This is a genomic window from Nocardia albiluteola (assembly GCF_018860155.1).
Taxonomy (GTDB): domain Bacteria; phylum Actinomycetota; class Actinomycetes; order Mycobacteriales; family Mycobacteriaceae; genus Nocardia; species Nocardia albiluteola.
The window spans coordinates 392618-405291 of record NZ_JAHKNI010000004.1 but is presented as its reverse complement, the minus strand read 5'-3'; the positions used below and the strand labels follow the sequence as shown (position 1 = coordinate 405291).

Genomic DNA, 12674 nt, shown 5'->3' with positions numbered 1-12674 from the left:
CGCCGATGTCGATGACACCGCATACCCGGGCGGTAGTGGACGCGGCCGCGGCCGCGTTCCCGGCCCTGGGCACGAAGGTACTCGACGCCGCCGAGGCGCGCCGCCTGCTCGCGGCCCGTCCACCGGCGCCGATCGAGCCGATACCCGTTGCCGTCGTGGAGAATCGAGTGGTTCCGGGGCCGGATCACGCTGCCGGTGTTCCGGTGCGCATATACACCCCGCTCGATGCCGTGGGGCCGCTTCCGGTCGTGATGTTCTGTCACGGAGGCGGATTCGTGATCTGCAACCTGGACAGCCACGATCAGTTCTGCCGGGAGATGGCCAACACCACAGGGGCCCTGGTTGTTTCGGTGGACTATCGCCGCGCCCCCGAGCATCGTTTCCCGGCGGCCGCGCACGATGCGTATGCCGTGCTGACCTGGATCGCCGCCCACGCCTCCGAATTCGGCGGCGATCCGGCCCGGCTGGCGGTGGCCGGGGACAGCGCGGGCGGCAACCTGGCCACGGTGTGCGCGCTGCTGAACCGGGACCACAACGGGCCCGCACTGGCGCTGCAGCTGCTGCTGTATCCGTTCCTCGATCCCACCCGATCCAGCGACTCGTACCGCGAGAACGCGCAGGGCTACTTCGTCACCGACGATCATCTGCGCTGGTACTGGGAGCAGTACCTGGGCGACGCGGACCCCGCCGATCCGCACGCGGCCCCGGCCCATGCGGATCTCACCGGCCTGCCTCCCGCCTACATCGTGACCGGCGAATACGATCCGCTGCGTGACGAGGGCGAGGCGTACGGGCGCGCGCTGACCGCGGCCGGCGTCAAGGCCGAAATACATCGGTACGACGGGATGTTCCACGGATTCATGACCATGTCCGACTTCCTGCCGGATGCCCGGCGGGCCGATGCCGCGGCATTCGCGGCACTGCGCAAGGCACTGGAGCCGAAATGACAGTACAGCGAATCAGCCCGGCGTATCCGGCCGAAAACCTGACCGCCGCAGTCGAACTGCTCACCGCGCTGATCGGCGCTCCCACCGTCGTCGACGGCGACCGCTTTGCCCAATTCGACTCGGGCGGGGTCCGCATCATGCTCGCCGGGACCGATCGCGACGAGTCGAGCCCGTTCCTGGCGGTCAAGGTCGACGACCTCGATGTGACGCTGAATGACCTGCGCACCAAGGGATTCCAAGTGGGTGACCCCGTCCGCGGACCACACGAGCGCCGCGCGACAGTTCAGCTTCCGGGCGAATCCGCCTGGCACATCTCGGTATACGAGCCCGCAGGCTGACATCATCGCGCCGGCGCGAGGTCGCCCGGATTAATTGGGATGCGATTCCAACCTCCGGCCCCCTACCGTGAACTGGTAATCCAGTACACGAGAGGTGAGAAGAATGTTTCCCGTCGAGCTGCGCGGTACCCGCGCGCAGACGCTCATGTGGGCCCACGAGCACGAGGTCGAGCCGGCCGCGCTGCAGCAGCTGCGAAACATCGCGCAGCTGGAATGGGTACACGGCGTCCGCGTGATGCCCGATGTGCACCTCGGCAAGGGGGCCACGGTCGGGTCGGTCATCGCCATGCGAGATGCGGTCGCACCGGCCGCGGTCGGGGTGGATATCGGCTGCGGCATGGAGTCGGTGCGGACCTCACTCAAGGCCTCGGATCTGCCCGACGATCTCGGTTCGCTGCGCTCGCGGATCGAGGCGGCGGTTCCGATGGGCTTCGCGGCGCATTCCGATCCGGTGGACGTCACCCGGCTGGAGGCCCGGACGTTCGGCCAGCACCGCGCCGGGACTACTCTGCGCGCGGGCTGGAAGCGGTTCTGGGATGCCTTCGCGGACCTGGATCCGGCGGTGCAGGCACGCGAGTCCAAGGCACACAAGCAGATGGGTAGCCTCGGTGGAGGAAACCACTTCGGAGAAGTGTGCATCGATACCTCCCATCAGGTATGGATCCTTTTGCACTCCGGAAGCCGGAATATCGGTAAGGAACTCGCCGAGCGGCACATGAGCGTGGCCCGGGCACTGCCGCACAACCAGCAGCTGCCCGATCGCGATCTGGCGGTATTCCTGTCGGGCACACCCGAAATGGATGCCTACCGTCGCGATCTGACCTGGGCGCAGGAGTACGCCGCGCGTAACCGCGCGGTCATGCTCGCTCTGATCTGCCAGGCCGTGCGCGACGAATTCCCCACGCTGCCGGTGCATTTCGACAAGCCGATCTCCTGCCATCACAACTATGTGGCGGAGGAGACCATCGACGGGGTGCCGATGCTGGTGACCCGTAAGGGCGCGGTGCGGGCGGGGTGGGGCGATCTGGCGCTGATCCCGGGATCGATGGGTACCCGCTCGTATGTGGTGCGCGGTAAGGGAAACCCCTTGTCGTTCAATTCGGCCTCGCACGGTGCGGGTCGCCGGATGAGCCGCAATGCCGCCAAGCGGCAGTTCACGGTGGCCGACCTGGTCGCGCAGACCGAAGGTGTGGAGTCCCGCAAGGATGCCGGGGTGCTCGATGAGATCCCCTCGGCCTACAAGGACATCGATCAGGTGATCGCCGCGCAGCAGGATCTGGTCGACGTCGTGGCGACGCTGCGGCAGGTGCTCTGCGTCAAGGGCTGACCGACCCGGGCGTGCGCCGATCGCGTTCCGCGCAAGCCTTTTCGCGACACGTCGATCGGTGCATGCCCGGTCCGAACCGGCCGGGTGTGCGCCCGCCGCGGGGTTGCGGCGATTTCAGGGTCCGTCAGCGGCGGCGGACGAAGCCCGCGAATCCCGCTCCCAGCAGCATGAATCCGGAGATCAGCGCGAATCCGTTGGTGACCCACGAATGCAGTGCCACCTGCCAGACGGAATTGACGAGCGGCAGATCACCGATCAGCCGGAAGGTGTCGTCCGGGAACAGAATGTGCAGGACCCCAGGGAAGATGCCCCACACGAGGCTTCCCACCACGGTCCCCACCGGGGAGAAGGCGGCCAGCGCCGCCACGAGCATAAGCAGCACCGATCCGACGAGGATCTCCCCGGCGGCGGTCCACCGATCGGTCACCGCGCCGACGATCACCCAGTAGCGGATGTCCGCGCCGCCCTTGGCCGCGAAGGCGATTCCGACCGGGGTGAGCACGAGCCCGATCAGCACGCCGAGCAGGTTGCCGCCGGTTCTGCGCCGGCTCTGGAACTGTGCGCCGGGCGGAGCCCAGCCCGGGGGTGATTCGAACTTCTTCGGCATCGCCCGTCCTCCCTGCTTCCGCGGTGCCCGAGAATCATCGCCGCTGCGGCAACCATTGTCCCGCCCGCCGCCGGATTTATCGGCGCTGACACGGAAATCGCCGGGAGGCGACTCGCCAGGGCCGGAGTAGATAGCATCCGTGACATGCCCGATTCGATCTCCGGACCGCCGACCATACCCGGGGTGCGCCGCAGTCACGTCACCGCGCGTGGCGTGCGGTTCCACGTGACCGAGGCGGGCCCCGCCGACGGCCGGCCGGTCCTGCTGCTGCACGGCTGGCCACAGCACCACTACGCCTACCGCCACCTGCTCGCCGATCCGCCCGAGGGGATGCGCCTCATCGCACCGGACCTGCCCGGATACGGCTGGTCCGGACCACCCCCGCATCGCTGGGCCAAGGACGACGTCGCCAGCGACCTGCTGGCCCTGCTGGATTCGCTGCTTCCCTGCGATCCCCGCACGGCGCTGCTGGTCGGGCACGATTGGGGCGGATTCATCGGATTCCGCATGGTGCTGCGCGAGCCGGAACGGTTCGCCGGTTTCGCGCCGCTGAACATCGCCCACCCGTGGCAGACCCCGCGGACCCTCGCACCCCACGCCTGGCGCTTCCTGCTGTACCAACCGCTGGTGGCCACGTTCGGCATGCCGCTGCACCGCCACACCAACTACCTCGACCGGATATTCCGGTTCGGCGTCACCGACCACACCGAATTCACCCCGGATGTGGTGCGCACCTACACCGCCCGCTTTCGCGATCCGGTCGTCGCGCGCACCGCAACCGACACCTATCGCACGTTCCTGCTGCACGAGGCGCTGTCCGGGCGAGGCGCCGCGCACCCCCGCCCCACCCTGCCGATCCGCGCCCTGTTCGGCCTCGACGACGGCGCGATCCACCATTCCCTCGCCGCCGCCGAGACCGCAGCGGCCGACGACTACACCGTCGAATACGTCCCCGGCTGCGGACATTTCATCCCGGAGGAACGCCCTGCCCTGGTGCGGGCGCATCTCCTCGCGCTGGCCGCGGAGACCGCCTGATCAGCTCGGCGCGCCACCCCCCGCACAAGTGCGAGCCTCGCGCGCGTCGATCCCGGCGAGCCAGGCGGATCGGCTGACCCGACCAGCTGATCACCGCCGACCGCTCGAAAACGCCCGCGCGGGTGCGGGCCTCGCGTAACGCTTCCGGCCGGGCGGGCGGAGTTCGACGCGCCATGAGGCTAGCGACCCTCGCATCTGTCGCGCTGCTCAGGTGTGGTCGTTTGCGGGTTGCACGTGGAGTCTCCTGATGTGCAGTGGCCGAGGGTCCGGGAGAGCGGCCTGGCGAATGTAACCGGAGGGGCGGTGGGTATCCGCCAAGGCGGCGAGGAGGCGAACAGCGACGGTGTTGGCGGCCAGCTCGCTCGAGGTCCACGTGACCACCTGGAATCCGTTGTCACGCAGTCTATTCCATCGGATCCGCTGCGAAAGCGCCGCGTCGACGGGGCTCTCGGCAATGGCGCTGCCCTCGAATTCACCGACGACGCCGCTGTCACCGAAGTAGAAGGCGACCCGGCCCAGGAAGCGACCGTCGCGGGTGAATACCTCGCCGTCGGGTGCGGGCATCGGCAGATCAAGGCCTCGCAGCATGATCCGGCTGATCGACTCGCCGGTGCTCCGGCTGTGCGGATTGAGGAAATCGACCACGCGCCGCGCCGCCTGGATGCCGCGGCGGTATCTGGCGAATTCCAGTTCGGACGCGAGATCGGCTGCGGTGATACCGAATTCGCGGACCAGTCGATCACCGGCCACGACCGCGGTGCCGAAGGGCAGAGTCAGCCCGAGGTCGACGATGGTGCGCGCGGGCGTGGTAAGCAGCATGCCGTCCACCTCGGCGGCGGATTCCAGTGGGGCGCAGTGCACCGTGACGTGCGGCTTGATTCGGCCGCCGTGCCGTCGATTGCGGGTGACGTGCAAACGATCGAGCGACACGCTCCACACCGGCGCACCGTAGACCACCGCCGCCGACTGGTGGCTCAGCACCGTGTCCGCGGCCATCGCGGGAAGCGCCGCGGCGGCCAGCAGCCGATGGCGGGCAACAGGGCTCAGCGCCGCGCGAGATTCCGCGGTCACGCATACATTGCGCCGCACTCGCTTCCACGTCGGCACCGCACACTTGCGTCGAATCTCGTCGTCAACGGCATGGCCCCCGCCACCCTCCAGGTTCGCCGCTTCGCGCTGCCGGTCCTGGGCCCGGGCGCTGCGGGCCGAAACCGCATCGCGCTGCCCGTTCCAAGACCGGACACTCCCGGCCGGAACCGCGTCACACGGCTGATCGCGGACCCGGGCACTTGCCGCCGGAACGGCGTCACCGCAGCGACCTGTCGATCTCTCGGCGCCACAGCCCGGCGCATCCGAACGCGTCCTGTCCGGAGCAGCGAGCGGACCGTGCGCGCACAAGGAGGGCGCCGACCGCGGCGCGGTGGCGTTCATTCGCACCCCTCCTGACTCGGTGGGCGCCGAGTGGGCCGCGGGGTGAGCCGCTCGCAGAGCTCACCGGGCCGATGGCCGCGGCCTACCCGCGGCGGGCGGGGGTTGATTCCGTTGCGCCACGAGATGCGGCATCCCTGACTCTTTTTCACGCTCGACCTCCCCGTACGAAGTGGCTGCAGATCGTTTCGTCTAGTTCGACGTGGGGTTCGCCGATCCGGTTCCGTAGTCATATGACCAGGTCACGGCCGCACCCGCGGGCGAGATGTCGCATTCTTCGCAACGCCGGGCGCCGGACCGGACACCGCGGCCGGTCAGCAGCCGGAACCGTCCGCTGCGAATACTTTGAACACGACGACCGAAAAGGTGCGGATGCGCAGGGTAGTGGATGGGTGTCGGTGGGGTCGGGCACGATGGGCGGCATGACGACGACCGAGCTGCGGGAATCCGCCGAGGGGCTGCTGCGCGAGCTGGCCGGGGCGGGCGCCCGGCTGCGGGAAGACCAGTGGACCGCCATCGAGGCGCTGGTGCGGCAGCGGCGCCGGGCGCTGGTCGTGCAGCGCACCGGCTGGGGCAAGTCGGCGGTCTATTTCATCTCCGCCAAACTACTGCGGGCGTCCGGGCGCGGGCCGACGGTGATCGTGTCGCCGCTGCTGGCACTGATGCGCAACCAGGTGGCCGCCGCGCGGCGGGCGGGCGTCGTTGCCGCCACGATCAACTCGGGCAACATGACCGAGTGGGACGATATCCACGCCCAGGTCGCCGCCGGCGACGTCGATGTGCTGCTGGTCAGCCCGGAGCGGTTGAACAATCCGGATTTTCGCGATTCGGTGCTGCCCAAGCTGGCCGCGGATGCCGGGCTCGTGGTCATCGACGAGGCGCACTGCGTCTCGGACTGGGGTCACGACTTCCGGCCCGACTACCGCCGCATCCGCACTCTCATCGCGGATCTGGGCGACGATGTCCCGGTGCTGGCCACGACCGCAACGGCGAACGACCGGGTCGTCACCGATGTGGCCGCCCAAATCGGCACCGACACACTGGTTCTGCGCGGGAGCTTGGATCGCGAGTCGCTGCACCTCTCGGTGGTCCGCATCGAGGATGCGGTGCGCCGCACCGCCTGGCTCAGCCGATATCTGCACGAGCTGCCCGGCTCGGGCATCATCTACACCCTCACCGTGGCGGCCGCGCACGATCTGGCGGATGTGCTCAGCTCGCACGGCCACCGGGTCGCGGCGTACACCGGCCAGACCGATCCGGCCGAGCGCGAGGTCCTCGAGCAGGCCCTGCTGGACAACGAGGTGAAGGCGCTGGTCGCCACGTCGGCGCTCGGGATGGGTTTCGACAAGCCCGATCTGGGTTTCGTCGTGCACGTGGGCGCGCCCTCCTCCCCGATCGCCTACTACCAGCAGGTGGGCCGCGCCGGCCGCGCCACCGCCCGCGCCGAAGTGGTACTCCTGCCGGGCCCTGAGGACAGGCGCATCTGGAGTTACTTTGCCTCCGTTGCCTTTCCGCGTGAACACATCGTCCGCGCGGTGTTGGAGGCCCTCGATACCGAACGCCCGCTGTCGACCGTCGCGCTGGAACCGCTGGTCGAGCTCAATCGGTCCCGGCTGGAGATGGTGCTCAAGGTGCTCGACGTCGACGGCGCGGTGCGGCGGGTGCGCGGCGGCTGGCTCGCGACCGGACGGCCCTGGGACTACGACACCGAGCGCTACGAACGCCTCTCGGCGGCCCGGGAGGTCGAGCAGCAGGCGATGATCGACTACCAGTCGACGACCGAATGCCGGATGAGCTTCCTGCGCCGCCAGCTGGACGACCCGGCCCTGCAGGGTGATTCGGCATGTGGCCGCTGCGACAACTGCACGGGCCGCCGCGCCGATACGACGGTCGACACCGACGATCTGGCCTCCATCCGCACCCGCCTGGATCGGCCCGGCATCGACCTGTCACCGCGCAAACAATGGCCGTCCGGCATGGCGAAGCTGGGAGTTCCGTTGTCCGGCAAGATCACCGAGGGCGCCGAGACGGGCCGGGTGCTGGGCCGCCTGAGCGACCTGGGCTGGGGTCAGCGGCTGCGCCCCCTGCTCGACGGCCCCGACGATCCGGTCCCCGATCACATCGTCGATGCCTGCATCGCCGTGCTGCGCGAGTGGACCTGGGCCCAGCGCCCCACCGCGGTGCTGGCCCTGCCGTCGCGGACGCATCCGCGCCTGACCGCCGATCTGGCCGCCCGCCTGGCTCGCATCGGCCGCCTGCGCGACCTGGGCACCCTGCCCCCGCGCCCGGGGCGCCCGCCGGTCTCGGCCGCCAATTCGGCCCACCGCGTAGCGGCCCTCTTCGATTCTTGGGAGGCCCCGGACCTCACGGAGCTCGACGGCCCGATCCTGCTGGTGGACGCCCTCACCGACACCGGGTGGACCTTCACCCTCGCCGCCCACAGCCTCCGGCTCGCCGGGGCACCCGCGGTCCTGCCCTTCGCCCTGGCCACACCCAGTTAGACCAGGCCGGGAGAATTCACTCGGCCAGTATCTGCTCGCGCAGGATGTCGGCGTGCCCGCAATGCTGGGCGAGCTCCCGCAACACTTGCAGGTACACCCAGCTGAGCGTGCGAGGCCCGCCCCGGTGGCCGGTCACGACGGTGTCCAGCGGCAGGCCCTCGACCACTTTCCGGGCCGTGGCGCAGGCATCTTGGTGGGCCGCCGCGATCGAGGCGATGGTGTCGTCCGGCGCGAGCCGGAAGGACTCGTCCGGACTCTGCACCAGCCCGAGCTCCCGGCGAGACGTGCCACCCACGCACTCCTCGAACCACACCCGCTGCATCCACGTGACGTGCTTCAGCAACCCGAGCAAGGTCGTCGCCGAAGGAACGAGCCGACGGCGAGCCTGTTCCTCGGTAAGTCCGTCGAGGGTCGCCTCGATCGCGGTGCGATAGTCCTCGATGAACGCGTCGAGCTGGGTACGCTCGTCGTCCAGCAGCACATCGAACGAACCCAACAGAGGTCTCCTGTCATGCGGCGGGCCGAGGGGCCACAGTACTCGGGCTGGTGCCGACGCGGAGGGGACCACGTGGCTGCCGGACACTCGACACCCTCGAATCACAGCACAGCGTGGCCCCGAGTGCATGGCGCACACCCGTTGGGGTGACACACCATTCACTCCGCCTAACGTCCGCGCAGCGTAGTTACACCCGGCCCGGTCAAATCGTCGAGATAGGCGGTGCGGCCCGCCATCACCATCGTCAGCGCGATCGTCGTGCCGCTCACCATCGGACCGGATCCGGCCGCGAAGGGACCGTCGGTCGCTTCGAGGCGCAGCCCCTCGATCATGGTCCGGCTGGGAACAGTGAAGTTGCGACCGGCGTAGAAACGTGCGACTTCGGTCGCGGCTTCGATCGAGGGCTGGCGCGGCATCCCCAGCGGTCGCCGAATGTCCTGGGCGTGCACGACAACCTCCCCCAGCCACGCCGCCGTGTGCCCGGTCGGCGCCGTGGTGCTGGTACGGATCGCCTTGAACCGCTCCAACGTCTCGGCCGGGGTGGCGCCGCGATGTCTTGCCAGCTGACGCTCGTTGTGCTTGTCGAAATCGAACCGGACCCGGACGACACTGGCCAGCCAGGCCAGCCGGCCCGTACTCGCCGCCGCGGTCAGGTGGGCCACCACCTCCTCGACCGTCCAGCGCCCGCAGAGCGACTGCCGCGCCCACTCGCTGCCGTCCAGGCCGGCGAGATCGTCGGCCAGGGCCGCCCGTTCGGTATGGGCCATGGCCCAGAGCTCATCGCTCGTAACGACATCCGACACCCGAGAATCCTCCTGCTCCGAGCCGGCCGGCCCGCCGATAACCTAGCCGCGCGGCCCAGCGGCCACACGGTTGCGCTTCAGAAGGCAGACGGCGCCGCCCCTGCAAACTCATCGACCGCGGCGACCGCCGTACTCGGTCCGCGCGGGCGCCCGGGCCCGGACTCGGACATCAAACGCCGCAGGGCATCCAGACAGTCGATCAGGCGGCCAAGGTCGTTTCAACAGCGGCCTGTCCGCAGTCCAGGTGCCCGCCATGCACCGGCGACTCGCCTAGGCGCGCAGCCGTGCACCTGGCGCCGGTGGCGCCCGATGGGCCACCGGCGTCGAGGCGGTCGTGCCCCGAGCTACTCCGCCGCCACAACCGAGTCGGACACCGCCCGCCTCGCCCCGGTTCCGTGTTAGCGCGATGCGAACATGATCGAGTCGCTATTGTCGGGCGGGTGGCCAGTAAGTCTGCGTCGCCGGCGATCGAGCTGACGGTCGGCGATCATTCGGTGCGGGTGTCCAATCCGGATCGGGTCTACTTCCCCGATACCGGGGCCACCAAGCTCGACCTGGTGCAGTACTACCTGAGCGTCGGCGACGGCATCGTGAACGCGCTGCGGGACCGGCCGTGCATGCTGCACCGATTCCCGAAGGGACTGCCCGGGGGCAAGGTCCACCAGAAGCGGCTGCCCGGGGGCGCACCGGACTGGATTCCCACTGTGCGCGTGTACTTTCCACGCTACGGGCGGCATGCGGACGAACTCTGCGTGCGCGAACTCGCCGATGTCATCTGGGCGGTGCAGATGTCGACCGTGGAGTTCCACCCCTGGAATTCCCGCCGCTTCGACACCGAGAAGCCCGACGAGTGGCGCATCGACCTGGACCCGATGTCGGACTGCCCCTGGTCCCGGGTGCAGCGGGTGGCCGGGGTCGTGCACGAGGTGCTCGACGAGCTCGGCGCGGTCGGGTGGCCGAAGACCTCAGGTGGTAAGGGCCTGCACGTCTACGTGCGCATCGCGCCGGAGTACGGCTTCCAGGACGTGCGCCGGGCCGCACTGGCCTTCGCCCGCGAGGTCGAGCGCCGCGCCCCCGAGGACGTGACGACCACGTGGTGGCGGCGCGACCGCGACCCCTCGCTGCTGTTCGTCGACTACAACCAGAACGCTCGCGACCACACCATCGCCGCCGCCTACTCGGTGCGCGGCAATCCCCAGGCCACGGTCTCCACCCCGGTCCGCTGGGACGAGGTCCCCGACATCGAACCCCGCGACTTCACCATCACGACGGTTCCCGCGCGCTATGCGAAGCTGGGCGACCTGCACGCCGGGATAGATGAGGCGGTCTTCGACATCACCCCCCTGCTGGAATGGGCCGACCGCGAGAACGTCGAGGTCGACCTCGACGAGGACTCCGACACGGCCGACCAGGTCTAGCCCGCCACCCCCACGGCCAATCGCATCCCTGGACGCCGCTCACCCCGGGACCCGTCCCCACGCGATACACCGCCCGACGGTCGCTCGCCGGTTCAGCTCACCGCGGCACCCGTCCCCACGCCATGCGCCGCCGGACGGTCGCACACCGGTTCACCTCACCCCGGCATTCGGCCCCGCACGACGCGTCCCACGCCGATCAGCGGCCGGTGTGCCGCCGCCGATCACACCCGCTACCGTCGAAACCGACCGCCCCGAGCACGTACAGGAGACACCATGACGCCCACCCCCATCGCGCTGGGCCCGACCCGCACCCCGCTGCTGGAGAAGGCGATCACCGCGGCAGGTGGGGAACCGGCCGAGCTCGACCGCGCCCGCGCGCTGATCTGGAACGGCGGCCCTGCCGGATTTCCGGACCGGTTGCCCGCGGGCATCGAGTGGGTGCAGCTGTTCTCGGCCGGCGTGGAGGAATGGTTCGGCACACCCGTCTTCGACCGCCATCGCGACGTCGTATTCACCTCTGCGGCAGGCGCCTTCGCCCACAGCGTCGCCGAGCACACCCTGATGCTGCTGCTGGCCGGCGTGCGCCAGCTGCCCGCGCACCTGGCCGCCCGCGGCTGGCGCCACAAGGAGCTGGCCCCGCGGATGGGCACCCTGCGCGGCGCCACGGTGGCGGTCGTCGGCGCGGGCGGAATCGGCCGCGAGCTGATCGACATGCTCGCGCCGCTGGGCGCGCGGGTGATCGCGGTGAACCGCTCCGGCGCACCGATCGACCGGCCCGGCGTGGTGGAAACCGTTCCCGCCGATCGCCTCTCGGAGATCTGGTCGCGCGTCGATCATGTGGTGGTGGCCGCGCCCGCCACGCGGGAGACCCGCCATCTCGTCGGCAGGGCCGAGCTGGCCCGGCTGAAGCCGACCTCCTGGGTGATCAATATCGCCCGCGGCAGCCTGGTCGACACCGACGCGCTGGTCGAGGCGCTGCGCGCGGGCACGATTGCCGGGGCCGGGCTGGACGTCACCGATCCGGAACCGCTGCCCGATGGCCACCCGCTGTGGGATCTGCCGAATGCGATGGTGACCCCGCACGATTCGAATCCCCACCAGCTGCGCAGCGTCGCCTTCGCCGAGCACGTGACCGATAATGTGTCCCGCTTCGTCCAGGGCCGCGAGCTGCTCGCCCGTATCGACGTTGCGGCCGGCTACTGAGGGCGCCTAGGAAACCGCGCCGTCCGGATCGATGAACTCCAGCCCGGTGATCATGTCCGGGACAATCCGCACGATGTGGTCCCCCGGCCCCGGCAACCACGGCCGCAGCCGCTCGCGGTAGCGCTTCGCCTCGACCGGATCCTCGATCATTTCGGTTGTCCCGGTGACGATCACGCACCAACCGCGACGCGTGTGTTCGTCGATGCGATCGGCCTCGTACGCGACCACCTGCCGCTCCGCGGACAGGGTCGCGCTGTGATTCGTGCGCACCACGATGGTCTCGCCGTCGACGAGATGGTTGACCGGGCGAATGGTCGGCAATGCGTACCGCGAGAACACGATTCGGCCGAACGGCACCAGGGCCAGCCGCCGCAGCGATTCCGCCGATGTCAGGTCGCGGGAGGACTGTGGCGCTCGGGGACCCCCATCGGACATGATCCCGCCCGGCCCGGTTGCGCTGGACGGCCTCGGGTACTCCTCGGCTCGGCTGTTCATTGCGATGTCCGCCCCGCTGATCATGAACCTGTTGTTCCGGGTCACATGAAGATTCCCGAAAGCGGCCCCGATCAAA

Annotated in this window: 12 protein-coding genes; 7 read left to right on the top strand and 5 right to left on the bottom strand. The window is 69.5% G+C overall.

From position 1 onward, the window contains the following. Window positions 1–5 precede the first annotated feature (5 nt). From lipP1 to KO481_RS14975, 3 genes are all read left to right on the top strand, one after another. Window positions 6–947, top strand: a complete 942-nt coding sequence (lipP1, locus tag KO481_RS14985; RefSeq protein ID WP_215917702.1) for a LipP1 family hormone-sensitive lipase — start codon at window positions 6–8, stop codon at window positions 945–947. Beyond that, a complete protein-coding gene (locus tag KO481_RS14980; RefSeq protein ID WP_215917701.1) occupies window positions 944–1285 on the top strand; it encodes a hypothetical protein in 342 nt (113 codons plus the stop codon). The genes lipP1 and KO481_RS14980 overlap by 4 nt, the downstream gene beginning before the upstream one ends. Before the next feature lie 103 nt (window positions 1286–1388). Beyond that, window positions 1389–2612, top strand: coding sequence for an RtcB family protein (locus tag KO481_RS14975; RefSeq protein ID WP_215917700.1), 1224 nt, complete (start codon window positions 1389–1391; stop codon window positions 2610–2612). Between the two features lie 124 nt (window positions 2613–2736). On the opposite strand, the gene KO481_RS14970 is transcribed toward KO481_RS14975, so the two are convergent. Next, window positions 2737–3219: a hypothetical protein gene (locus tag KO481_RS14970; RefSeq protein WP_215917699.1), complete on the bottom strand. Its 483-nt coding sequence runs from the start codon at window positions 3217–3219 to the stop codon at window positions 2737–2739. A gap of 144 nt (window positions 3220–3363) precedes the next feature. On the opposite strand from KO481_RS14970, the gene KO481_RS14965 reads away from it, so the two are divergent. Next, complete coding sequence (locus tag KO481_RS14965; RefSeq protein WP_215917698.1) at window positions 3364–4254, top strand: alpha/beta fold hydrolase; 891 nt, start codon at window positions 3364–3366, stop codon at window positions 4252–4254. A gap of 207 nt (window positions 4255–4461) precedes the next feature. Here the strand turns inward: KO481_RS14965 and KO481_RS14960 are convergent, their stop codons facing one another. After that, window positions 4462–5325: a hypothetical protein gene (locus KO481_RS14960; protein WP_308166615.1), complete on the bottom strand. Its 864-nt coding sequence runs from the start codon at window positions 5323–5325 to the stop codon at window positions 4462–4464. A 770-nt stretch (window positions 5326–6095) separates the two neighbouring features. Here KO481_RS14960 and KO481_RS14955 point away from each other — a divergent pair. Then, window positions 6096–8183, top strand: coding sequence for a RecQ family ATP-dependent DNA helicase (locus KO481_RS14955; protein WP_215917918.1), 2088 nt, complete (start codon window positions 6096–6098; stop codon window positions 8181–8183). A gap of 16 nt (window positions 8184–8199) precedes the next feature. Here KO481_RS14955 and KO481_RS14950 read toward each other — a convergent pair whose 3' ends face one another. Continuing rightward, window positions 8200–8679, bottom strand: a complete 480-nt coding sequence (locus KO481_RS14950; RefSeq protein ID WP_245400906.1) for a DinB family protein — start codon at window positions 8677–8679, stop codon at window positions 8200–8202. A gap of 167 nt (window positions 8680–8846) precedes the next feature. Continuing rightward, window positions 8847–9482, bottom strand: a complete 636-nt coding sequence (locus KO481_RS14945) for a maleylpyruvate isomerase family mycothiol-dependent enzyme (protein WP_308166614.1) — start codon at window positions 9480–9482, stop codon at window positions 8847–8849. A 440-nt stretch (window positions 9483–9922) separates the two neighbouring features. Between KO481_RS14945 and ligD the strand changes: the two genes are divergently transcribed. Further along, window positions 9923–10900 (top strand): non-homologous end-joining DNA ligase, encoded by a 978-nt coding sequence (ligD, locus tag KO481_RS14940; RefSeq protein ID WP_215917696.1) that lies wholly within the window; start codon window positions 9923–9925, stop codon window positions 10898–10900. A 273-nt stretch (window positions 10901–11173) separates the two neighbouring features. After that, window positions 11174–12103: a D-isomer specific 2-hydroxyacid dehydrogenase family protein gene (locus tag KO481_RS14935; RefSeq protein ID WP_215917695.1), complete on the top strand. Its 930-nt coding sequence runs from the start codon at window positions 11174–11176 to the stop codon at window positions 12101–12103. 6 nt (window positions 12104–12109) lie between these two features. On the opposite strand, the gene KO481_RS14930 is transcribed toward KO481_RS14935, so the two are convergent. Continuing rightward, window positions 12110–12598, bottom strand: a complete 489-nt coding sequence (locus KO481_RS14930) for a pyridoxamine 5'-phosphate oxidase family protein (RefSeq protein ID WP_245400905.1) — start codon at window positions 12596–12598, stop codon at window positions 12110–12112. Window positions 12599–12674: the final 76 nt, after the last annotated feature.